Origin of the sequence: Pseudomonas proteolytica, from assembly GCF_007858275.1 — a bacterium.
Taxonomy (GTDB): domain Bacteria; phylum Pseudomonadota; class Gammaproteobacteria; order Pseudomonadales; family Pseudomonadaceae; genus Aquipseudomonas; species Aquipseudomonas proteolytica.
The window spans coordinates 30,059-51,216 of the sequence record NZ_VFEV01000044.1; the positions used below are offsets into that span (position 1 = coordinate 30,059).

A 21,158-nucleotide genomic window follows, 5' to 3' on the forward strand; every position below is an offset into this window, starting at 1 on the left:
CATACGCGTGTTTGGTAATAAAGGACCCACAATAAAAGCTGATGAAGACTCCTAAACGCATTGAACCCCTGATCGAGGACGGTCTGGTCGACGAAGTGCTGCGCCCACTCATGAGTGGTAAAGAAGCAGCTGTTTATGTGGTGCGCTGCGGCAACGAGTTACGTTGCGCCAAGGTCTACAAGGAGGCGAATAAACGAAGTTTTCGTCAGGCGGCCGAATACCAGGAAGGCCGCAAGGTCCGCAACAGCCGGCAGGCCCGGGCCATGGCCAAGGGTTCCAAGTTCGGCAAGAAAGAAACCGAAGACGCGTGGCAGAACGCCGAAGTTGCGGCTCTGTTTCGTTTGGCCGGCGCCGGTGTGCGCGTGCCCCAGCCCTACGACTTCCTTGAAGGCGTATTGCTGATGGAACTGGTGGCCGATGAATACGGTGATGCGGCGCCAAGACTCAACGACGTGGTGCTGGAGCCGGATCAGGCCCGTGAGTATCACGCGTTCCTGATCTCGCAGATCGTGCTGATGCTGTGTACCGGCCTGGTGCACGGTGACCTGTCGGAGTTCAACGTACTGTTGACGCCGACGGGCCCTGTGATCATCGACTTGCCGCAAGCGGTGGACGCGGCGGGCAACAACCACGCATTCACCATGCTGGAGCGGGACGTGGGCAACATGGCTTCGTATTTCGGGCGATTTGCCCCGGAATTGAAGACCACCAAGTACGCCAAGGAGATGTGGGCGCTGTACGAAGCCGGCACCTTGCACCCGGCCAGTGTGTTGACTGGCGAGTTCGATGAGCCGGAAGAATTGGCAGACGTCGGCGGCGTGATGCGTGAGATCGAAGCGGCGCGGCTCGACGAAGAGCGACGCCAGGCGATCCGCGCAGCGGACGATGCACCACCGGGCAAACCGGCGGAAGAACCGCCGCCGCCTTGGATGCAGTGATCGCCAGATTCATGACGATCTAAAAATGTGGGAGCCGGTTTGTGTGGGAGCTGGCTTGCCTGCGATAGCATCACCTCGGTGCAACTGATGTACCGAGGTGCCTGCATCGCAGGCAAGCCAGCTCCCACAAAAGCCAGCTCCCACATTGGGTTTTGCGTTCGGTCAGTTAGATCCGCAACAGCTGCCCGACGCCAATTCCTTGAGAATCGGACAATCGGGCCGGTGATCGCCCTGGCAGTGCTCCACCAGGTCCTGCAACGTATCGCGCAACTGCCCCAGTTCGCGGATCTTGTGATCCAGCTCCTCGATATGCTGGCGAGCCAACGCTTTCACGTCGGCACTGGCCCGTTGCCGGTCCTGCCACAACTCCAGCAACTTGCCGACTTCCTCCAGGGAGAACCCCAGGTCTCGCGAGCGTTTGATAAAGCCCAGGGTGTGCAGGTCGTCGTCGTTATACAGGCGATAGCCGCTGTCGCTGCGATGGGCCGGCTTGAGCAGGTTGATCGACTCGTAATAGCGAATCATCTTGGCGCTCAAGCCGCTTTGCCGGGCTGCCTGGCCGATGTTCATTGGCGGTGATCCTCCAGATCCTTGGGTTTCCAGGTTTTCAACAGTAGCGCATTGCTGACCACGCTCACGCTGGACAGGGCCATGGCGGCACCGGCCAATACCGGGTTGAGCAGGCCGAATACGGCCAGCGGAATGCCGATCAAGTTATACACAAAGGCCCAGAACAGGTTCTGTCGAATTTTCGCGTAGGTCTTGCGGCTGATTTCCAGGGCCGCGGGCACCAGGCGCGGATCGCCGCGCATCAAGGTGATGCCGGCCGCGTGCATGGCGACGTCGGTGCCGCCGCCCATGGCAATGCCAATATCTGCTGCGGCCAAGGCCGGCGCATCGTTGATGCCGTCGCCGACCATGGCCACCACGCCGGTCTTTTTCAGCTCGGCGACGGTGGCGGCTTTATCGGCGGGCAATACTTCGGCGTGCACATCATCGATGCCCAGCGCTTGTGCCACCACGCGGGCGCTGCCGCGGTTGTCGCCGGTCAACAAATGGCTGCTGATATGCCGCGCCTTGAGCTGTTGCACGGCTTGCAGGGCACCCTCCTTGAGCGTGTCGCCAAAGGCGAACAGGCCCAGCACGCGAAGCTGTGGGCTTTGCTCGATCAGCCAGGACAAGGTGCGGCCTTCGGCTTCCCAGGCGCTGGCATTGGCGGCCAGGTCACCTGGCTTCAAGCCGGTTTCGTCGAGCATGCGCCGATTGCCCAAGGCCAGTTGCCGACCGTCCAGGGTGCCGGCAATGCCGCGTCCGGTCAGGGATTGGCTGGCGCTCACATCGGCAACCGGCAAACCTTGATCATTACAGGCGTCCAGCACCGCCTTGGCCAAGGGGTGTTCGCTGCCGCGTTGCAGCGCGCCGGCCTGTTGCAGCAACAAGGCTTCGTTGCCATCCACTGCCCTCAGGTGGGCGATTTTCGGCGCGCCGGAGGTGAGGGTGCCGGTCTTGTCGAATACCACCGCGCTGACTTCGTGGGCGCGCTCCAGCGCTTCAGCGTCCTTGATCAGAATCCCGTGGCGGGCCGCGACGCCAGTGCCGGCCATGATCGCCGTTGGCGTGGCCAGGCCCAGTGCGCAAGGGCAGGCAATGACCAGCACCGCCACCGCATTGATCAATGCCGTTTCCAGCGGTGCACCGTACAACCACCAGCCAATCAGCGTGGCGAGGGCGATCACCAGCACGGTCGGCACAAACACCTGGCTGACTTTATCCACCAGTTTCTGGATCGGCGCCTTGGCCGCCTGAGCGTCTTCGACCAGGCGAATGATCCGCGCCAGCACGCTCTCGGCACCGAGGGCCAGGGTGCGTACCAGCAAACGGCCTTCACCGTTGATTGCGCCGCCGGTGACTTTATCCCCAGGCTGTTTCGGCACCGGCAAGCTTTCACCGGTGATCAAGGCTTCATCGGCGTGGCTTTGGCCCTCGACCACTTCGCCGTCCACCGGAAAGCGCTCGCCGGGCTTGACCAGCACCAGGTCGTTGAGGCGCAGGGCGCTGATGGCAACCTCTTGCTCACGGCCATCGATCAACTGAATCGCCCGCTCCGGCCGCAAGGCCTCCAGGGCACGGATGGCGCTGGCGGTCTGGCGTTTGGCGCGGCTTTCCAGGTATTTGCCCAGCAGCACCAGGGCAATCACCACCGCCGAGGCTTCGAAGTACAGATGGGGTTCAACCCCTGCCGGGGCGATAAGCCACTGGTAGATACTCAGGCCATACCCGGCGCTGGTACCGATGGCCACCAGCAGGTCCATATTGCCGGCGCCGGCGCGCACGGCTTTCCAGGCGGCGACATAGAAGCGCGCACCGAAAATGAACTGCACCGGCGTGGCGAGGAGGAACTGCACCCAGGCCGGCAGCATCCAGTGCAGGCCGAAAGGCTGCACCAGCATCGGCAAAACCAGCGGCAACGCCAACGCAATGGCCATCACCAGCGACCAGCGTTCGCGTTTCAGACGCTGTTCCTGGCTGGCTTGGGTGGCGGTTTCGCTTTGCGGCAGGGTGGCGGTGTAGCCGGCTTTTTCCACGGCGGCGATCAGCACGGCAGGGTCCATCTGGCCCGCCACCTCGACATGGGCCCGTTCATTGGCCAGGTTGACGCTGACGCTTTGCACGCCGGGCACCTTGTTCAGGGCGCGCTCGACCCGGCCCACGCAACTGGCGCAGGTCATGCCGCTGATCGGCAGGTCGAAGGTGGTGGATCCATTCATGGGGCGTTCCTCCAGGAAAAGTTGCCTGTAGGATCAAGCTTGACCTTAGGGGAAGGTCAAGCCCCTTAATTCACGGCAAGCCCTGATACCGTTTTTTTGTAGGAGCGAGCTTGCTCGCGAAGAACTGGAGAGCGCCGCATTTACCCGGTAAATACGCGTCATCGTTTTCGTTCTTCGCGAGCAAGCTCGCTCCTACAAAAACGGTCAGTAGCCGAGCTTGGCGGGCTTGAGGTACATGCCGTCGGCGCCCTGGGCAATGCGCAACTTGCGTACGTCGCCGGCTTTCAGCGTGATCTCTTGGGCCTTGGGTGCCAACAGCCCCGGCAGGCAGCCTGGAGCCTGGCCCGGCAGCAGCTTGAGACGCAGCGAGACCTTGCCTTCCGGGAAGTTGAACGAGGTGGCCTGCTCCTGGAACAGCCGCCCGGCCAACTGGTCATTGACGTACAGGCCAATCTCGCAGTTGGTGGGCACTTCCAGGCGCTCCCTGGATACGATCAGCACCGCGTAGTCCTCGGCGGCGCTGGCCTGGGGGACGGCGGCGAACAGGCTCAGCAGACTGGCAAGGCCAAAAAACGACCAGCGCATGGTGAATTCTCCGGTTTCAAATCGTGGATGCTTGCAGCTTGGCGGACGTCGCCAGGGAATACCAGCCCGGCGGTTTTTTTCAGCGCTTGACCTTGCCATCGTGGCAAGGATGAGACTGGGTGCAACCTCACTCAAGGAGTCATGTCATGCAAATATTCAGCGTTGAAGGAATGACCTGCGGCCACTGCGTTCGGGCCGTGACCCAAGCGGTACAGGCCAAGGACCCGGCGGCCAGTGTGAATGTGAATCTGGCCGCCAAGGAAGTCGGTGTTGAAAGTCGTTTATCGCCGGACGAAGTGATCAGCCTGATCAGCGAAGAAGGCTACAGCGCCAAGCTCGCCTGATTATTTAATAGGTAGCGAGCTAACGTAATGTTCAAGGCACCCAAGCGCGGCTAGACTGTCGGGCTGCCGACTCTACCGGGTGCCTGATGAACCTTCGCATAATCCTTATTCTGGGGGCCTTGAGCGCATTTGCGCCGCTGGCCATCGACTTTTACCTGCCGGGCTTCCCGGCCATGGCCGTGGCATTCGGCACTGACGAAAAACATATCCAACTGACCCTGGCGGTGTACTTCACGGGCCTGGCGATCGGTCAGTTGATCTATGGGCCGCTGGCGGATCGTTTTGGCCGGCGTATCCCGCTGTTGAGCGGTGTCACTTTGTTCACCGTGGCTTCCCTGGCGTGCGCCTATGCGCCGTCCCTGGAATGGCTGATCGGTGCGCGCTTCGTCCAGGCCCTGGGCGGGTGTGCGGGCATGGTGATTTCCCGGGCGGTGGTCAGCGACAAGTGCGATGCGGTGGGCTCGGCCAAGGTTTTTTCGCAATTGATGCTGGTGGTCGGGCTGGCACCGATCCTGGCGCCGATGCTCGGTGGGGTGATGGTCAGCCTGTGGGGCTGGCAGTCGATCTTCCTCGCGTTGACGGTATTCAGTGTCGGCGCCGGGGTGGCGGTGGCTGTCGGCTTGCCGGAAAGTTTTCCGGCCCATCAGCCTCGGCAGCCACTGTCCGGGGCGTTGCGCCAATACGGGCGGCTGCTGGCTGATCGGGTCTACCTGGGGTATGCCGTGACTGGCGGTATCGCAATTGGCGGGATGTTTGCCTACATCGCCGGTTCACCTTTCGTCTTTATCAAGCTGTATGGCGTGCCGGCCGAGCACTACGGTTGGCTGTTCGGCACCAATGCCGCGGGCTTTATCCTGGTGGCTCAGGTCAACGCGCGGCTGCTGTCCAAGCGCGGCCCGGCGTTTCTGCTGACCCGCACGGTGTGGGTCTACCTCGCAGCGGCGTTGGCGTTGCTGGCGGTCAGTGCCTTGCATACCGAAGCATTGTGGCCGCTGCTGGTGCCGCTGTTCCTGTGTATTGCCAGCCTGGGTTGCATCATGCCCAACACCTCGGCATGCGCCATGAACGGCCAGGGCGCACGGGCCGGCAGCGCGTCGGCACTGCTGGGCTGCATCCAGTTTGGCGTGGCCGCGGGTGCAGCGTCGTTGGTCGGCGCATTGCACGACGGCACAGCCATGCCGATGTCGATCGTCATCAGCTTGTGCGGGGTGTTGGCGGTAGTGGTGGCCATGTTGACCCAGCGCCTGCAACGGCAGCGAGCCTTGCAAGCGCAGGTCTGACGGCGTTTTCAGCCAGTAGCGCGCTGCTGGCTTTCGGGAAAGCGGTGGGGCGCCTGGATGCGGTTTTGCAGGGTGTTGGCGAAGGCGCGGGCCTCGGCTTCAGTGCGGAAGGTAAAGGCGTCGTGGTCCAGGCGGACCTGCCATTTGTTGCCTTGGGATTTTGCTAACGCTTTTATCAGGATCTTCATTGCTGACTTCCTCACGTAAAAGATTGCGTGGCAAAGGCGGCCAATATAAACCCGAATACGCTCACAAATATGACAAGGATCAAGTCTCTGACTAGCGGTGCCGTCCGTTACCTACAGAGATAACAGACGGTGCTGACAGAGCCCTTGGCTTAGAAGCCTTCCAGCACGATCTTGCCCTTGGCCTTGCCGCTTTCCAGCAGGGCATGGGCCCGGCGCAGGTTCTCTGCGTTGATCAGGCCGAAGTGTTCGCCCACCGTGGTTTTCAGGGTGCCGGCATCGATCAGTTCGGCTACCCGATTGAGCAGGTTGTGCTGCTCGATCATGTCGGCGGTCTCGAACATCGAGCGGGTGTACATGAACTCCCAGTGCAGCGACAGGCTCTTGCGCTTGAGCTTGAGCACGTCCAGTGACTTGGGATCATCGATCAAGGCCAGTTTGCCTTGGGGCGCGAGGGCTTCGACCAACTGGTCCAGATGCTGGTCGGTCTGGGTCAGGCTGGCAACATGGGTCACCTGTGGGTGGCCTGCGCGCTTGAGTTCTTCGCTCAGTGGCCGGCTGTGGTCGACCACCAGATCAGCCCCCAGGTCCTTGGCCCAGGCCTGGGTTTGCGGGCGCGAGGCACTGCCGATCACCTTGAGCGCGGTGAGTTGCGCAGCCAGCTGGGTAAGGATCGACCCCACGCCACCGGCAGCGCCGACTATCAGCAGGCTCTGGCCTTGATCGGTCTGGCCTTCAGCAATTTGCAGGCGCTCGAACAGCAGCTCCCAGGCTGTGATGGCCGTCAATGGCAGGGCGGCCGCCTCGGCAAAACCCAGGCTCTGGGGCATATGGCCGACGATGCGCTCATCCACGGTGTGCAACTCGCTGTTGCCGCCCGGGCGTGTCAGGGAACCGGCGTAAAACACCTTGTCGCCGACCTTGAATAGGGTGACGTCGCTGCCCACGGCCTTGACCACGCCAGCCACGTCCCAGCCCAGCACCTTGGCCGCGCCGTTTTCCGGGGCGACGTTCTGGCGGATCTTGGTATCGACCGGGTTGACCGAGATGGCTTTGACTTCCACCAGCAGGTCGCGCGGGCCGGCTACCGGCTCAGGCAGTTGCACATCTTGCAGGGACTTGGGGTCGTTGATCGGCAATGCGGCGTAGTAGGCGATGGCTTTCATGACGAGTTCCAGGGTGTACGGAATGGGATGGGTAGATCATTGGCTATTTCTCTTGCAGATAAAACCCGCTAAAAGAGCAGTCTCTTTCAATATTTTTTTGATAATTGCCCGGGGCGGTGCTCATGCTGCGTTTTGATGATTTGCAGTTGTTCGTGCGTGCGGCGGATTTGGGGAGCTTGTCGGCTGCCGCACGGGTCATGGATATGTCGGCAGCGGTGGCCAGTGCTGCGTTGAAACGCATTGAGCAACAGTTGGGCGCGCGCTTGCTGGCACGTTCCACCCGCAGCCTGCGCCTGACCGCCGAGGGCGAAGGCTTTCTAGAGTACGCCCGGGGTGCCTTGAGCCAACTGGATGAAGGCCGGCGCCTGCTGGCCAGCGGCCAGGATCATGTCAGCGGCGTCCTGCAGCTGTCGGCGCCATCGGACTTCGGACGGAACCTGTTGCTGCCGTGGTTGGACGAGTTTCAGCGCGAGCACCCGCAATTGAGCGTGCGCCTGCTGCTGGGCGACCGGATCGCCGACCTGTTCCGCCAACCGGTGGATATAGCCTTGCGTTATGGCGAACCCGAGGATTCGAGCCTGGTGGCGTTGCCGGTGGCGCCGGACAATCGTCGGGTACTGTGCGCAGCGCCCGGCTACTTGGCCCGGCATGGCGAGCCGCGCCATCTGGAAGAACTGGCCCAGCACAATTGCCTGCTCTATATGCTCGGCAGCCGGGTGCACGACCATTGGCGGTTTCAGGACGCCAAACGGGAAATCAGCCTGACTGTCAGCGGTGACCGTTTCAGTGACGATGCGGATGTGGTGCGGCGCTGGGCCGTGGCCGGGGTGGGCATTGCCTACAAGTCCTGGCTGGATGTCAGCGCCGATGTGCTGGCTGGTCGCCTGCAGTTGCTCTTGCCCGAGCTGCAGGGTGAACGCACACCGCTCAATCTGCTGTGTGCCCATCGCGCGCAATTGAGTAAACCGATCAACCTCTTGCGTGAAATGCTTGTGGCACGTTGTGGGAAGTTGAGCGCGCAATTGCCCGAACGCAGGGGAACTACGCAATAACCTCAGGGATTTCAGGAAATTTCAGGCAGCTGCTGTCGCTGATTTGGCGGTAGGACGCCACGGAATCTGCTGCCCACACACTTATACTTTTGCGCGAAATGGAGCAGACCAACGATTCAACAGGGAGTGAGTACATGGAACAGGCACCTTGCATCAGCCAGATCGCCACCTTGCTGGCAGACCCCAAGCGCACTGCAATGATCTGGGCGTTGATGGACGGTTCGGCCAAGCCGTCCGAGGAGCTGGCGATGCTGGCCGGGTTGTCAGCGTCATCGGCCAATGCGCATTTGGCGCGGTTGGCGGCGGGCGGGTTGCTGCGTATTGAAGCCCGGGGGCGCAAGCGCTTCTTCCGCATGGCGGCGGCGGATGTGGCCGCAGCCATCGATGCATTGGCCAGTACCACAATGGCCAGTGTGGCGCGCAGTGCGCCCAGCCGGTCGGTCGCGGTATTGCTGGCGCCCGCGTTGTTGCGTCAGGCACGGCTCTGCCATGACCACCTGGGCGGGGAAATGGCCGCGGCACTTTATCAACGCATGGTGTTGGCGAAGTGGATTGAACGCTTCGAGCAACGGATCCACGTGACCCCCTTGGGCGCACGCCATTTGGCCGAGCATGGCATTTTTACCCAGGCCCTGGCCCACCAGAGTTACGCGACGATGGCTTGCGATTGTTATGACTGGAGCGAACAGCAGCCGCACCTGGGGGGGGCGTTGGGGGCAGGGTTGTTGCAGTTGTTCATGCAGTCGCGCTGGTTGCAGACGATCAGTGAGTCGAGCGCACTGCAGGTTACCGAGACCGGACGCCTGGAAATTGCCCGGATGGCAGCTGTGTAGGAGCGGGCTTGCCCGCGAACAATTCAAAGGCGCCGCGTTCATCCAGGATGTACGCTTTATCGTTGGCGTCCTTCGCGAGCAAGCTCGCTCCTACAGGGAGGGGTCAGGGCTTGACCAGGCGTGCATCCAGGCTGTTTTGCGCCAGGCGGCTGGCCTGGTCCTGGGTCATGCCCAGGGAGGTGTGCAGCGCGTGGAAGTTTTCGGTGACATACCCGCCAAAGTAAGCCGGGTCATCGGAGTTCACCGTGACCTTCACCCCACGCTCGAGCATGTCGAGGATGTTGTGCTGGGCCATGTCGTCGAATACACACAGCTTGGTATTGGACAGCGGGCACACGGTCAGGGGGATCTGCTCGTCGATGATCCGCTGCATCAGGCGCTCGTCTTCGATGGCGCGCACGCCATGGTCGATACGCTGGATTTTCAGCAGGTCGAGGGCTTCCCAGATGTATTCCGGCGGGCCTTCTTCGCCAGCATGGGCAACGGTCAGGAAACCTTCGCCACGGGCGCGATCGAACACGCGCTGGAACTTGCTCGGTGGATGGCCCATTTCCGAGCTGTCCAGGCCCACGGCGACAAACGCATCACGGAACGGCAGCGCCTGGTCGAGGGTTTTTTGCGCTTCTTCTTCGCTCAGGTGGCGCAGGAAGCTTAGGATCAGGCCGCTGGTGATACCCAGTTGCTGCTCGCCATCCTTGAGCGCGCTGGCGATGCCATTGAGCACTACTTCAAAAGGGATGCCACGGTCGGTGTGGGTCTGCGGGTCGAAGAACGGCTCGGTATGAATCACGTTCTGCGCCTTGCAACGCAGCAGGTAGGCCCAGGTCAGGTCGTAGAAGTCCTGGGACGTGCGCAATACATCGGCGCCCTTGTAATAGAGGTCGAGAAACTCCTGCAGGTTGTTGAAGGCGTAGGCCTTGCGCAGGGTCTCGACGTCGTTCCACGGCAGCGCGATCTTGTTGCGTTCGGCCAGGCTGAACAGCAGCTCGGGCTCCAGCGAACCTTCCAGGTGCAGGTGCAGTTCAGCCTTGGGCAGGGCGTTTAGCCAGTCGTACATGTGTGCGTTCTCATCAGGTGCAATGGCGACATTCTACAGGCCAGGGCGCAAATAATCGGTAAAACCTGACCGAGCGGTAAGCATTCTTCGTGCCTGTGCCAGTGGGTGAATGAACTAAGGTGTAACGAAACGTTAGCGATTCGCTGCAGTCTGTACCCCATCAATGACTGAATCGCCGCTCGAAAAGGCCCGCAATGCTCACATCCCTCAAGCAAGAAAAATTCATGTGGCTGGCGCTGATCGCCGCCATTGCGGCCTACCCGCTGGAACACTGGCTGCTGCACAGTGGGCAGGCCACGGCGCTGCTCGGTGGCCTGGTGCTGATCGGCTTTATTGTCATGGCTTCGATGCGCGTGGCCCATCACGCCGAATTGCTCGCCGAAAAGGTGGGCGACCCCTACGGCACGATGATCCTGACCCTCGCGGCAGTGCTGGTGGAAGTGGTGATCCTGGCGATCATGATGAGCAACGAGGCGTCGCCGACCCTGGTGCGCGACACGATTTACTCGGCGGTGATGCTGGATATCAACGGCATCCTCGGCCTGGCCGCGCTGATGGGCGGCATCAAGCATGGCGAGCAGTCCTACAACGATGATTCGGCGCGGACCTACAGCGTGATGATCCTGACCGCCATGGGTGTGTCCATGGTGGTGCCGGAATTCATCCCCGAGGCCGACTGGAAAATCTACTCGGCCTTCACCATTGGCGCGATGGTGGTGCTGTATGCATTGTTTCTGCGTATGCAGGTGGGGCCACACAGTTACTTCTTCAGCTACAGCTATCCGGAAAAACGTCGCAAGACGCTGCCGCAAGAACAGGCGTCGCCGGTCAACCTGACATTCTCCATCGCAACCCTGGTGTTTGGCGTGGTGGTGATTGGCGCATTGGCCGAAGTGATGTCCAAGACCCTGGACCTTGGCCTGGAGGGCACGGGTGCGCCGCCGGTGATCACGGCGATCCTGGTGGCAGCGATTTCTGCCGCGCCGGAGATACTGACCGCGTTGCGCGCAGCGTTGGCCAACCGCATGCAGTCGGTGGTCAACATCGCGCTGGGGGCTTCGTTGTCGACGGTGATCTTGACTGTGCCGGTGATGGAAGCGATGGCGCTGTACACCGGCCAGCCGTTTCAGATGGCGATGACACCGGTGCAAACAGTGATGGTGTTTATCACGCTGATTGTCAGCGCGATCAACCTCAACGATGGCGAAACCAACGCCATCGAAGGGATGACCCACTTTGTGCTGTTTGCGACCTTTATCATGTTGTCGCTGCTGGGTGTGTAGCTAGCCGGCAATCAACTGCCGCGCCGCCTGGCTGTGATCGGCGATCAGGCCCTTGAGGTCCATGCCTTCGATCTGCCCGTCGATCACCCGCCACTTGCCGCCCACCATCACCCGGTCCGCGCGGTCGGCGCCGCACAACAGCAGCGCTGAAACAGGATCGTGGCTGCCGGAGAAGCGCAGCTCATCAAGCTTGAACAGCGCCAGGTCAGCTTGTTTGCCTACGGCCAACTCGCCGATGTCGCTACGGCCGAGCAGTTGCGCAGAGCCTTTGGTGGCCCAGCCCAGCACGCCTTCAGGGGTGATTTTTTCCGCCCCGTAGCGCAGGCGCTGGATATACAGGGCCTGGCGTGCTTCGAGGATCATATTGGACGCATCGTTGGAGGCTGAACCGTCGACGCCCAGGCCAATCGGCGCGCCAGCGGCGATCAGGTCCAGGGTCGGGCAGATGCCGGAGGCCAGGCGCATGTTGGAGCTTGGGCAGTGGCAAATCCCGGTGCCGGCCGCGCCCAGGCGGGCGATTTCATCGGGGTTGAAGTGAATGCCATGGGCCAGCCAGGTACGTGGGCCGAGCCAGCCGACGCTGTCGAGGTAGTCCACGGTGCGCAAGCCGAAGCGTTGCAGGCAGAAGTCTTCTTCGTCGAGGGTTTCGGCCAAGTGGGTGTGCAGGCGTACGTCGAGCTGGTTGGCCAGTTCAGCGCTGGCGCTCATGATTTCGGGGGTGACCGAGAACGGCGAGCAGGGCGCCAGGGCGATCTGGATTTGCGCGCCGTCGCCGCGCTCGTGGTAGCGCTTGATCAGGCGCTGGCTGTCTTCGAGGATCACTTCACCCTGCTGCACGGTCTGCTGCGGCGGCAGCCCACCGTCGGCTTCGCCCAGGCTCATGGAACCGCGCGTGAGCATGGCGCGCATGCCCAGTTCGCGCACGCTGTCGACTTGCACGTCGATCGCATTTTCCAGGCCGTCGGGGAACAGGTAGTGGTGGTCGGCGGCGGTGGTGCAGCCCGAGAGCAGTAATTCTGCCAGGGCGACCTTGCTGGCCAGCGCGAGTTTTTCCGGGGTCAGGCGTGCCCACACCGGGTACAGGGTTTTCAGCCAGGGGAACAACGGCTGGTTGACCACCGGCGCCCAGGCGCGGGTCAGGGTTTGGTAGAAGTGATGGTGGGTGTTGATCAGGCCGGGAAGGATCACATGCTCGCGGGCGTCGAAGGTTTGTTCGCAGGCCATGCTCGGTTGTTGGCCGAGGGCGAGCACTTCGACGATCACGCCGTCTTGCAGCACCAGGCCGCCACGGGCATCGAGGGCATTGGCGGTGAAGATCGCGAGAGGGTTTTTTAACCAGATACGGGTCGCAGGCATTGGCCGGCTCCTCTGAATGATGGGTTCAGGTTTGCCAGCTCAGTGTTGCCCTGTCTGCTGATCCAGGGTCGCCGGTAAGGGCGAGGAGGGAAGTTTACGTGGAGTGAGCGGTGGGGTCTATCCACCGCTCATCGGTGGTGAGTGAGTGTGTTGTGGCAAGTTGGCTTGTCGTGGCGAGCGGGCTTTCCCCGCGCTGGGCTGCGTAGCAGCCCTGAAACCTGGCGCCGAGGTGTGTCTGAAAAAATACGGTGAGCTTATTGGGGCTGCTGCGCAGCCCAGCGCGGGGCAAGCCCGCTCGCCACAACAAGCCCGCTCGCCACAACATCGCTACAGTCTTACCAGGGAATGGTCTGGCCCTTGTAGTTGACGAAGTGATGGCCGCCCTTGCCGGTGTAGGCGTTCACTTGGGCAATCAGGCCGCGCACGCTGGTCTCCACATCGAGGTCGGCACCTTCGCCGCCCATATCGGTCTTGACCCACCCCGGGTGCAGTGACAGTACGGTCAACTTCTGCTCGCCCAATTGCGTTACAAAGCTGTTGGTCATGGAGTTCAGCGCGGCTTTGCTCGCCTTGTACAGCGCCAGGTCCGGCGCATCGGGCATGGTTACGCTGCCCAGTACCGAACTCATGAATGCCAGTACGCCACTGCCTTGGCGGATCTGCGGGGCAAAGCGTTGGGCCAGGTTGATCGGCGCCACGGCGTTGGTGAAAAACAGTTGGCCGACTTCGGCCTGGGTCGCGTGGCCTGGGGTCTGGATGGCCGGGCCCTTGACGCCGGCGTTGACGAACAGCAGGTCAAAGGTGCGGTCCTTGAGGCGCTGGCTCAGGGCGATCACGGCCTGCTGGTCGTCCATGTCGAGTTTCTCGATCTGGACCGGGCCCACGGCTTTCAGGGCATCGGCCTTGCTTGGATCGCGCACGGTGGCGGTCACATCCCAGCCGTCCAGGAGCAATTGCTTGACCAGGCCCAGGCCCAGCCCGCGCGAGGCGCCGATGATCAATGCGGTTTTTGGCGTAGACATGAAGGCTTCCTTTGGCGTCGAGGTTCAGTGAACAACATTATCAGGTTCAACGTTGCAGCAGGATTCGCCCACGGCTCAGGTCGGCCAACTGCGATTGCAGGGTGTCGATATGGGCTTCGCCGAGTGCCAGTTGCAGCTCCACGCCGTTGGCGGTGAAGGTTTCTTCCAGGACCAGGCCGCCCAGTTCGGCGACACGCAGCTTTACCAGCGGCAACTCAGCAAAACCACAGGCACAGCTCAAGGGCACGCGGCTGATCAACTCGACCCGTTCGGCGTTTTGCAGGCATTTATTGGCGCCGCCCCCATACGCGCGGGCCAGGCCACCGGTGCCCAGTTGGATGCCGCCGTACCAGCGGACCACCAGCACCACGACCTGGTCAAACCCCTGGGCCTCGATGGCGGCCAGGATCGGGCGCCCGGCGGTGCCGCCGGGTTCGCCGTCGTCGTTGCTGCGGTATTGCCCGCCCAGTTTCCAGGCCCAGCAGTTATGCGTGGCGTTGAGGTCGCTGTGCTGCTCGATAAACGCCTGGGCGTCTTGCGGGCTGGTAATCGGTGCAGCAAAGGTGATGAAGCGGCTTTTGCGGATTTCTTCGCGAAATTCACAAAAGCCCGTAAGGGTGAAAGGCATCGGGTCGCTTCGTTCAGAGGGCCGGCTTGATGCCACAGCCCTTGAGAATAATGTGGATGAGGTTGCTGCCAGCGTCTTCCATGTCCTGCTTGGTCAGCTTGGTGCGCCCGGTCACGCGGCAGATCTGGGTCGCGAAGTCGGCGTAATGCTGGGTGCTGCCCCACAGCAGGAAGATCAAGTGTACCGGATCCACGGGGTCCATCTTGCCGGCATCGATCCAGGCCTGGAATACCGCGGCCCGGCCGCTGAACCAGGTGCGGTAGTCCTGGCTGAAATATTCGGTAAGGCATTCGCCGCCGCTGATGATCTCCATGGCGAAAATCCGCGAGGCCTGTGGTTGGCGTCGCGAGTATTCCATCTTGGTGCGGATATAGCGGGTCAGCGCCTCGGCGGGATCATCCTCGGCGGTGAGGGTGTTGAAGGTGCTGTCCCACAGTTCGAGGATATTGCTCAGCACCGCGATGTACAGCCCCAGCTTGTTGGTGAAGTAATAATGCAGGTTGGCCTTCGGCAGCCCGGCACTCGCGGCGATGGTGTTCATGCTGGTGCCTTTGTAGCCGTGCCGGGCGAATTCGTCTTCGGCGGCCTGGATGATCGCTTGTTCGTTCTTTTGTCGAATGCGGCTGGCGGGTTTTCCGGCGTGGCTGTTGTGGGCAGGAACTTCGAGGCTCATGGAGGTTTCCGTGCAGATCGATGAATGCGATTGCTGCACAGATAACCCACCCTCAAGCCTCAGACAAGTCCCGATACGATAAAAGCGTCAAAGCGGTTCCAGTGTGTCGTTTTCCACGAGTGGATTTGCGGCGCGCGTTTCGGTCTTGGATTCCGGCAGGATCAGGCACAGCACAATTGCCGTCAGCCCGCCGCTGGTGATGGCCGAGTCGAACAGGTTTTGCACCAGGGTTGGCATCAGGTGCAACAAATTCGGTTGCGCGGCGATGCCCAGGCCGACCCCAAACGAGGTGGCGATGATCAGCATGCTGCGTCGGTCCAGCGGGGCCTGGGCCAGGATGCGCACGCCAGCAGCGGCCACACTGCCGAACATCACCAGGGTCGCGCCGCCGAGCACCGGCTTGGGGACTTGCTGCAGTACCGCGCCAATCAGCGGAAACAGCCCGAGACAAAACAGCACCACGCCTATGTATAGCCCCACATAGCGGCTGGCGACGCCGGTCAACTGAATCACCCCGTTGTTCTGGGCGAAGGTGGTGTTGGGAAAGGCGCTGAAGGTGGCGGCGATCATGCAGCTGACGCCATCCCCGAGCACGCCGCCCTTGAGCCGGCTTATATAGGAAGGGCCGCTGATGGGCTGGCGGGCGATCATGCAGTTGGCGGTGAGGTCGCCCACGGTTTCGATGCTGCTGATCAGATAAATCAGCGCGACCGGCAGGAAGGCGCTCCAGTCGAAGTTGAAACCAAAACGGAACGGTGTCGGCAGGCTGATCAAGGGCAGGTCGGGCAGGGGCTGGGGTACCAGTTTGCCGCTGAACCATGCAGCGAGGCTGCCCAGTACCAGGCCGATGATGATCGCGCTAAGGCGTACCCACGGCGTATCCGAACGGTTGAGCAGGATAATCGTCAGCACCACGAACAGGCCCAGGGCCAGGTTGGTCGGCGCGCCAAAGTCCGGGGCATTGAAGCCGCCGCCCAGGTCGGTGATGCCCACTTTGATCAGGCTGATGCCAATCAGAGTAATCACAATGCCGGTCACCAGCGGCGTGATGACCCGGCGCAATTGGCCGATAAAACGGCTCAGCACGATCTGCACCAGCGCGCCGAAAAAGCACACGCCGAAAATCATCGCCAGGATGTCTTCCGGGCTGCCGCCGCGCTGCTTGACCAGGAAACCCGCTGACAAGACCGCGCCGAGAAAGGCAAAGCTGGTGCCTTGCAGGCAGATCATCCCCGCGCCAATTCCAAACGGCCTACGCGCCTGGATGAAGGTGCCGACACCGGAAACCATCAACGCCATGCTGATCAGGTAGGGCAGGTGGGCGGCCAGGCCCAGGGTGGAGCCGATGATCAGTGGCGGGGTGATGATGCCGACGAAGCTGGCGAGCACATGTTGCAGTGCTGCGAGCAAGGCGGGCAGTGGTTTGGGGCGGTCGTTGAGACCGTAGATCAGGTCGCTGGCGCTGGAGGATTCTGGTGGCATGGCATGTGGACTCAGGGCTGACGGTTCATGGTCCCTGTGCCTTGCAAAAAGCTGTCCACTTGCTCAGGTTTTGTGGGGAGCCCGTATCAGCGGGTCGCGGCCAGGCTTTCGAGGAAGCTTTCCAGCACCAAATGAGGGCGGCGGCCTTTGCGCGTGACCGAAGCCAGGCTTAAATCGTAAAAGCGTGTAGGTGGTTTCAGCGCACGCAGTCGGCCTTGTTGTACCCACAGACTGGCGTAGTGATCGGGCAGGTAGCCGATATAGCGCCCGGTAAGGATCAGGAAGGCCATGCCTTCGCGGTCGGACGCGCTGGCGGTGCAGTTGAGCGCCTGATAATGGGCCTGGATATCGGCGGGCAGGCGGAAGGTCGGTGCGATGGCGTCCTGGCTGTTGATGCGTTGATCGTCCAATTGTTTGTCGTCGGCGTAAAACAGCGGGTGGCCCACCGCGCAGTAGAGCAGCGAACGCTCGCTGTACAGGGGTTGGTATTCCAGGCCCGACAGGGCGCTGGCCTGGGGGACCACGCCGACATGCAGGCGCCCGTCGAGCACGCCTTGCTCAACTTCATTGGGGGCGATCATGCGGATCTGGATTTGCACGTCGGGGCCGCGCTCTTTCAACTGCGCCAGTGCATGGGTGATGCGCATATGGGGCAGGGTCACCAGGTTATCGGTCAGGCCGATGATCAGTTCGCCGCGCAGGTGTTGGTGCAGGCCGTTGACCTCGGTGCGGAAACTTTCCAGCGCACTTAACAGTTGCAGGGCCGATTGGTAGACCTCCCGGCCTTCTTCCGTCAGGGAGAAACCGGCGCGCCCGCGTTGGCACAGGCGCAGGCCCAGGCGCTGCTCGAGATCGCTCATTTGCTGGCTGATCGCAGAGCGACCAATGCCCAGCACGGTTTCCGCCGCCGAGAAGCCTCCGCACTCCACCACGCTGCGGAAGATGCGCAACAGGCGGATATCGAAGTCGCTCACTTGGGCCAGCGGGTCGGGTCGGCGGCTGCTCATAGTTTAGTAAAAGCCTGACTTAAGGTTAGAAGAGTTGCATTTCCCAGACTTTATCCCCGTGGCAATTTAGCTGCAACAACGCTTTTCAATCCCGACGCTGCCTTTTGCCCTGCGAGGTTTTGCTGATGAACATGCCCGAAAACGCCCCATCCACCCTGGCCAGCCAGCTGAAGCTGGATGCTCACTGGATGCCTTACACCGCCAACCGCAACTTCCAGCGCGACCCGCGTCTGATCGTGGGGGCCGAAGGCAGTTGGTTGATCGATGACAAGGGGCGTCGGGTGTACGACTCGTTGTCGGGCCTGTGGACCTGCGGCGCGGGGCACACCCGCAAGGAAATCCAGGAAGCCGTCGCCAAACAACTTGGCACCTTGGATTACTCGCCGGGCTTCCAATACGGCCATCCTTTGTCCTTCCAGTTGGCGGAAAAGATCACCGATCTGACCCCCGGCAATCTGAACCATGTGTTCTTCACCGACTCCGGTTCCGAGTGCGCCGATACAGCAGTGAAGATGGTGCGTGCGTACTGGCGCCTAAAGGGCCAGGCGACCAAGACCAAGATGATCGGGCGTGCCCGTGGTTATCACGGGGTGAACATCGCCGGTACCAGCCTGGGTGGCGTCAACGGCAACCGGAAGATTTTTGGCCAGGCGATGATGGATGTCGATCACCTGCCCCACACGCTGCTGGCGAGCAATGCCTTCTCCCGCGGCATGCCGGAGCTGGGTGGTATTGCCCTGGCTGACGAGTTGCTCAAGCTGATCGAGTTGCATGATGCGTCAAACATTGCTGCGGTGTTCGTTGAGCCGATGGCAGGCTCGGCCGGGGTGCTCGTACCGCCGCAGGGCTACCTCAAGCGGCTACGTGAGATCTGTGACCAGCACAATATCCTGCTGGTGTTCGACGAAGTGATCACCGGCTTTGGTCGTACCGGCTCGATGTTCGGTGCAGATAGCTTCGGTGTGACGCCGGACCTGATGTGCATCGCCAAGCAGGTCACCAACGGTGCGATCCCGATGGGGGCAGTGATTGCCAGCAGCGAGATCTATCAGACCTTCATGAACCAGGCGACGCCTGAGTACGCGGTGGAATTCCCACACGGCTACACCTACTCGGCCCACCCGGTAGCCTGCGCGGCCGGGCTGGCGGCATTGGATCTGCTGCAGAAGGAAAACCTGGTGCAGAGCGTGGCCGAAGTCGCACCGCACTTTGAGAATGCGCTGCATGGTCTCAAGGGCAGCAAGAACGTGATCGACATCCGTAACTACGGCCTGGCCGGTGCGATCCAGATCGCCCCGCGTGATGGGGATGCGATCGTGCGTCCATTCGAAGCGGGCATGGCGTTGTGGAAGGCCGGGTTCTATGTGCGCTTTGGCGGCGACACCCTGCAGTTCGGCCCAACCTTCAACAGCAAGCCGCAGGACCTGGATCGCTTGTTCGATGCCGTCGGCGAAGTGCTGAACAAGATCGACTGATTTCTCCTTCTATATAGAACAACAGCCTGGCGCGACGCGTGTCGCGCCTGTGGACAACTTTTCAGGAGCCTTGCATGAGCCTTATCCAGCATTTGATCAACGGCGAACTGGTCAACGACAGCGGTCGCAGCGCCGACGTTTACAACCCTTCTACTGGCCAGGTGATTCATCAGGTGCCATTGGCCAGCCGTGAAACCATTCAACAGGCTATCGACTCGGCCAAGGCCGCATTCCCGGCCTGGCGCAATACGCCGCCGGCCAAGCGTGCCCAGGTGATGTTTCGTTTCAAGCAATTGCTGGAGCAGAACGAAGCCCGTATCTCGCAGTTGATCAGCGAAGAACATGGCAAGACCCTGGAAGATGCTGCCGGTGAGTTGAAGCGCGGGATCGAGAACGTCGAGTACGCGTGTTCGGCGCCGGAGATCCTCAAGGGCGAGTACAGCCGTAACGTCGGCCCGAACATTGATGCCTGGTCCGACTTCCAGCCGCTGGGCGTGGTGGCCGGTATTACGCCGTTCAACTTCCCGGCCATGGTGCCGCTGTGGATGTATCCACTGGCGATCGTCTGCGGTAACTGCTTCATCCTCAAGCCATCGGAGCGCGATCCAAGCTCGACGCTGCTGATTGCCCAACTGTTGCAGGAAGCCGGTTTGCCCAAAGGTGTGTTGAGTGTGGTCCATGGCGACAAGGGCGCGGTGGATGCGCTGATCGAGGCGCCTGAGGTCAAGGCCTTGAGTTTTGTGGGCTCGACGCCGATTGCCGAGTACATCTATTCCGAAGCGACCAAGCGCGGCAAGCGTGTACAGGCGCTGGGCGGGGCGAAGAACCATGCGGTGCTGATGCCGGATGCGGATCTGGATAATGCCGTAAGCGCCTTGATGGGGGCCGCCTATGGCTCCTGCGGCGAGCGTTGCATGGCGATCTCGGTGGCGGTCTGCGTGGGTGACCAGGTGGCGGATGCATTGATTGCCAAGCTGGTACCACAGGTCAAGGCACTGAAGATTGGTGCAGGTACTTCCTGTGGCTTGGACATGGGGCCACTGGTCTCTGCGCAGGCGCGGGACAAGGTTAGCGGCTATATAGAAGATGGTGTGTCTTCGGGCGCTGAGCTGGTGGTCGATGGGCGTGGCCTGAGCGTTGCCGGGAATGAAGACGGGTTCTTCCTGGGTGGCTGCCTGTTTGATCGCGTGACGCCCGAGATGCGCATCTATAAAGAAGAGATCTTTGGCCCAGTGCTATGCGTCGTCCGGGTGAACAGCCTGGAAGCGGCGATGCAACTGATCAACGACCATGAATATGGCAACGGTACCTGTATCTTCACCCGTGATGGTGAAGCTGCGCGCCTGTTCTGTGACGAGATTGAAGTGGGCATGGTAGGGGTTAACGTGCCATTGCCGGTGCCGGTGGCTTATCACAGCTTTGGCGGCTGGAAGCGTTCGCTGTTTGGCGACTTGCACGCCTATGGGCCGGACGGGGTGCGTTTCTATACCCGTCGCAAGGCGATCACCCAGCGTTGGCCGCAGCGTGCCAGCCATGAAGCGTCGCAGTTTGCCTTCCCTAGTTTGTAAGGTTGGATGAGCAGAAGGCCGGCCCCTTGGGGCCGGCCTTTGCGTTTCTGGGCTGTTTTGATCGATATGACAGAAATGTGAAAGTAACGGTTGACGGCGAATTATATCTGTCTATAATTCGCCCCACTTCCGGCGCAGTCGAAACGGAAAACTCCTTGGTAAACAATGAGTTATGCGAGATTCGACAGTAAGTTGCTTCAGTTCATCGAAGCCAAAAGGAAGTTGAAAAAGAGGTGTTGACAGCAGCGTGTAACGCTGTAGAATTCGCCTCCCGCTAACGAGAGATCGGAAGCGCAAGTGGTTGAAGTTGTTGAGAAAATCCTCGAAAACTTCTGAAAATAACCACTTGACAGCAAATGAGGCTGCTGTAGAATGCGCGCCTCGGTTGAGACGAAAGATCTTAACCAACCGCTCTTTAACAACTGAATCAAGCAATTCGTGTGGGTGCTTGTGGAG

The 21,158-nt window shown here is 61.2% G+C and carries 21 protein-coding genes; 8 read left to right on the forward strand and 13 right to left on the reverse strand.

What is annotated here, in order from left to right:
- Positions 1-41: 41 nt before the first annotated feature.
- Positions 42-938, forward strand: a complete 897-nt coding sequence (locus FIV38_RS25355) for a PA4780 family RIO1-like protein kinase (RefSeq protein ID WP_029297573.1) — start codon at positions 42-44, stop codon at positions 936-938.
- A gap of 162 nt (positions 939-1,100) precedes the next feature.
- Here FIV38_RS25355 and cueR read toward each other — a convergent pair whose 3' ends face one another.
- The 3 genes from cueR to FIV38_RS25370 all read right to left on the reverse strand — a co-directional run bounded on the left by cueR (position 1,101) and on the right by FIV38_RS25370 (position 4,291).
- Complete coding sequence (gene cueR, locus FIV38_RS25360) at positions 1,101-1,508, reverse strand: Cu(I)-responsive transcriptional regulator (protein WP_029297571.1); 408 nt, start codon at positions 1,506-1,508, stop codon at positions 1,101-1,103.
- Entirely contained in the window at positions 1,505-3,706 is a 2,202-nt protein-coding gene (locus FIV38_RS25365) for a heavy metal translocating P-type ATPase (protein WP_029297569.1), read from the reverse strand. The genes cueR and FIV38_RS25365 overlap by 4 nt, the downstream gene beginning before the upstream one ends.
- A gap of 204 nt (positions 3,707-3,910) precedes the next feature.
- Positions 3,911-4,291 (reverse strand): hypothetical protein, encoded by a 381-nt coding sequence (locus FIV38_RS25370; RefSeq protein WP_092233217.1) that lies wholly within the window; start codon positions 4,289-4,291, stop codon positions 3,911-3,913.
- Positions 4,292-4,437: 146 nt separating this feature from the next.
- Between FIV38_RS25370 and FIV38_RS25375 the strand changes: the two genes are divergently transcribed.
- Together FIV38_RS25375 and FIV38_RS25380 are read left to right on the forward strand one after the other, a co-directional pair.
- Positions 4,438-4,635, forward strand: coding sequence for a heavy-metal-associated domain-containing protein (locus FIV38_RS25375; RefSeq protein WP_029297565.1), 198 nt, complete (start codon positions 4,438-4,440; stop codon positions 4,633-4,635).
- Positions 4,636-4,721: 86 nt separating this feature from the next.
- Positions 4,722-5,915 (forward strand): multidrug effflux MFS transporter, encoded by a 1,194-nt coding sequence (locus tag FIV38_RS25380; protein ID WP_029297563.1) that lies wholly within the window; start codon positions 4,722-4,724, stop codon positions 5,913-5,915.
- A gap of 8 nt (positions 5,916-5,923) precedes the next feature.
- On the opposite strand, the gene FIV38_RS25385 is transcribed toward FIV38_RS25380, so the two are convergent.
- Both FIV38_RS25385 and FIV38_RS25390 read right to left on the reverse strand, forming a co-directional pair.
- On the reverse strand, positions 5,924-6,103 hold the full coding sequence (locus FIV38_RS25385) for a hypothetical protein (protein ID WP_029297561.1): 180 nt from the start codon (positions 6,101-6,103) through the stop codon (positions 5,924-5,926).
- Positions 6,104-6,252: 149 nt separating this feature from the next.
- The gene (locus tag FIV38_RS25390) at positions 6,253-7,266 is read right to left on the reverse strand and encodes a zinc-binding alcohol dehydrogenase family protein (RefSeq protein ID WP_092233220.1); all 1,014 of its coding nucleotides are present in this window, start codon (positions 7,264-7,266) and stop codon (positions 6,253-6,255) included.
- 122 nt (positions 7,267-7,388) lie between these two features.
- Here FIV38_RS25390 and FIV38_RS25395 point away from each other — a divergent pair, with 122 nt between their 5' ends.
- Positions 7,389-8,318, forward strand: coding sequence for a LysR family transcriptional regulator (locus tag FIV38_RS25395; protein WP_092233223.1), 930 nt, complete (start codon positions 7,389-7,391; stop codon positions 8,316-8,318).
- Between the two features lie 134 nt (positions 8,319-8,452).
- Positions 8,453-9,151, forward strand: coding sequence for an ArsR/SmtB family transcription factor (locus tag FIV38_RS25400; RefSeq protein WP_092233226.1), 699 nt, complete (start codon positions 8,453-8,455; stop codon positions 9,149-9,151).
- Between the two features lie 103 nt (positions 9,152-9,254).
- On the opposite strand, the gene FIV38_RS25405 is transcribed toward FIV38_RS25400, so the two are convergent.
- Positions 9,255-10,208 (reverse strand): adenosine deaminase, encoded by a 954-nt coding sequence (locus FIV38_RS25405; protein ID WP_029297554.1) that lies wholly within the window; start codon positions 10,206-10,208, stop codon positions 9,255-9,257.
- 194 nt (positions 10,209-10,402) lie between these two features.
- On the opposite strand from FIV38_RS25405, the gene FIV38_RS25410 reads away from it, so the two are divergent.
- Positions 10,403-11,491: a calcium:cation antiporter gene (locus FIV38_RS25410; protein ID WP_092233230.1), complete on the forward strand. Its 1,089-nt coding sequence runs from the start codon at positions 10,403-10,405 to the stop codon at positions 11,489-11,491.
- Here FIV38_RS25410 and FIV38_RS25415 read toward each other — a convergent pair whose 3' ends face one another.
- From FIV38_RS25415 to FIV38_RS25440, 6 genes are all read right to left on the reverse strand, one after another.
- On the reverse strand, positions 11,492-12,847 hold the full coding sequence (locus tag FIV38_RS25415; RefSeq protein ID WP_092233233.1) for an 8-oxoguanine deaminase: 1,356 nt from the start codon (positions 12,845-12,847) through the stop codon (positions 11,492-11,494).
- A gap of 335 nt (positions 12,848-13,182) precedes the next feature.
- Positions 13,183-13,869, reverse strand: a complete 687-nt coding sequence (locus FIV38_RS25420) for an SDR family oxidoreductase (protein WP_029297549.1) — start codon at positions 13,867-13,869, stop codon at positions 13,183-13,185.
- Between the two features lie 46 nt (positions 13,870-13,915).
- The gene (locus tag FIV38_RS25425; RefSeq protein WP_029297547.1) at positions 13,916-14,497 is read right to left on the reverse strand and encodes an IMPACT family protein; all 582 of its coding nucleotides are present in this window, start codon (positions 14,495-14,497) and stop codon (positions 13,916-13,918) included.
- A gap of 13 nt (positions 14,498-14,510) precedes the next feature.
- Complete coding sequence (locus FIV38_RS25430) at positions 14,511-15,170, reverse strand: TetR/AcrR family transcriptional regulator (RefSeq protein ID WP_029297545.1); 660 nt, start codon at positions 15,168-15,170, stop codon at positions 14,511-14,513.
- 87 nt (positions 15,171-15,257) lie between these two features.
- Positions 15,258-16,652 carry a uracil-xanthine permease family protein gene (locus FIV38_RS25435; protein ID WP_092233235.1) on the reverse strand — a complete coding sequence of 465 codons (1,395 nt, stop codon included), beginning with the start codon at positions 16,650-16,652 and terminating at the stop codon, positions 15,258-15,260.
- Positions 16,653-16,738: 86 nt separating this feature from the next.
- Positions 16,739-17,659, reverse strand: a complete 921-nt coding sequence (locus FIV38_RS25440; RefSeq protein ID WP_029297541.1) for a LysR family transcriptional regulator — start codon at positions 17,657-17,659, stop codon at positions 16,739-16,741.
- A 125-nt stretch (positions 17,660-17,784) separates the two neighbouring features.
- Between FIV38_RS25440 and aptA the strand changes: the two genes are divergently transcribed.
- A complete protein-coding gene (gene aptA, locus FIV38_RS25445) occupies positions 17,785-19,134 on the forward strand; it encodes an omega-aminotransferase AptA (protein WP_029297539.1) in 1,350 nt (449 codons plus the stop codon).
- Positions 19,135-19,208: 74 nt separating this feature from the next.
- On the forward strand, positions 19,209-20,702 hold the full coding sequence (locus FIV38_RS25450) for a CoA-acylating methylmalonate-semialdehyde dehydrogenase (protein ID WP_070994359.1): 1,494 nt from the start codon (positions 19,209-19,211) through the stop codon (positions 20,700-20,702).
- 111 nt (positions 20,703-20,813) lie between these two features.
- Here FIV38_RS25450 and FIV38_RS30130 read toward each other — a convergent pair.
- A partial coding sequence (locus FIV38_RS30130; RefSeq protein WP_211368511.1) for a hypothetical protein occupies positions 20,814-21,158 on the reverse strand: 345 nt, incomplete at its 5' end.

Excerpts from the sequence above, each read along its gene's own strand:
- FIV38_RS25355 (WP_029297573.1), top strand. The coding sequence starts at position 42 with ATGAAGACTCCTAAACGCATTGAACCCCTGATCGAGGACGGTCTGGTC.
- cueR (WP_029297571.1), bottom strand. The coding sequence starts at position 1,508 with ATGAACATCGGCCAGGCAGCCCGGCAAAGCGGCTTGAGCGCCAAGATG.
- FIV38_RS25365 (WP_029297569.1), bottom strand. The coding sequence starts at position 3,706 with ATGAATGGATCCACCACCTTCGACCTGCCGATCAGCGGCATGACCTGC.
- FIV38_RS25370 (WP_092233217.1), bottom strand. The coding sequence starts at position 4,291 with ATGCGCTGGTCGTTTTTTGGCCTTGCCAGTCTGCTGAGCCTGTTCGCC.
- FIV38_RS25375 (WP_029297565.1), top strand. The coding sequence starts at position 4,438 with ATGCAAATATTCAGCGTTGAAGGAATGACCTGCGGCCACTGCGTTCGG.
- FIV38_RS25380 (WP_029297563.1), top strand. The coding sequence starts at position 4,722 with ATGAACCTTCGCATAATCCTTATTCTGGGGGCCTTGAGCGCATTTGCG.
- FIV38_RS25385 (WP_029297561.1), bottom strand. The coding sequence starts at position 6,103 with ATGAAGATCCTGATAAAAGCGTTAGCAAAATCCCAAGGCAACAAATGG.
- FIV38_RS25390 (WP_092233220.1), bottom strand. The coding sequence starts at position 7,266 with ATGAAAGCCATCGCCTACTACGCCGCATTGCCGATCAACGACCCCAAG.
- FIV38_RS25395 (WP_092233223.1), top strand. The coding sequence starts at position 7,389 with ATGCTGCGTTTTGATGATTTGCAGTTGTTCGTGCGTGCGGCGGATTTG.
- FIV38_RS25400 (WP_092233226.1), top strand. The coding sequence starts at position 8,453 with ATGGAACAGGCACCTTGCATCAGCCAGATCGCCACCTTGCTGGCAGAC.
- FIV38_RS25405 (WP_029297554.1), bottom strand. The coding sequence starts at position 10,208 with ATGTACGACTGGCTAAACGCCCTGCCCAAGGCTGAACTGCACCTGCAC.
- FIV38_RS25410 (WP_092233230.1), top strand. The coding sequence starts at position 10,403 with ATGCTCACATCCCTCAAGCAAGAAAAATTCATGTGGCTGGCGCTGATC.
- FIV38_RS25415 (WP_092233233.1), bottom strand. The coding sequence starts at position 12,847 with ATGCCTGCGACCCGTATCTGGTTAAAAAACCCTCTCGCGATCTTCACC.
- FIV38_RS25420 (WP_029297549.1), bottom strand. The coding sequence starts at position 13,869 with ATGTCTACGCCAAAAACCGCATTGATCATCGGCGCCTCGCGCGGGCTG.
- FIV38_RS25425 (WP_029297547.1), bottom strand. The coding sequence starts at position 14,497 with ATGCCTTTCACCCTTACGGGCTTTTGTGAATTTCGCGAAGAAATCCGC.
- FIV38_RS25430 (WP_029297545.1), bottom strand. The coding sequence starts at position 15,170 with ATGAGCCTCGAAGTTCCTGCCCACAACAGCCACGCCGGAAAACCCGCC.
- FIV38_RS25435 (WP_092233235.1), bottom strand. The coding sequence starts at position 16,652 with ATGCCACCAGAATCCTCCAGCGCCAGCGACCTGATCTACGGTCTCAAC.
- FIV38_RS25440 (WP_029297541.1), bottom strand. The coding sequence starts at position 17,659 with ATGAGCAGCCGCCGACCCGACCCGCTGGCCCAAGTGAGCGACTTCGAT.
- aptA (WP_029297539.1), top strand. The coding sequence starts at position 17,785 with ATGAACATGCCCGAAAACGCCCCATCCACCCTGGCCAGCCAGCTGAAG.
- FIV38_RS25450 (WP_070994359.1), top strand. The coding sequence starts at position 19,209 with ATGAGCCTTATCCAGCATTTGATCAACGGCGAACTGGTCAACGACAGC.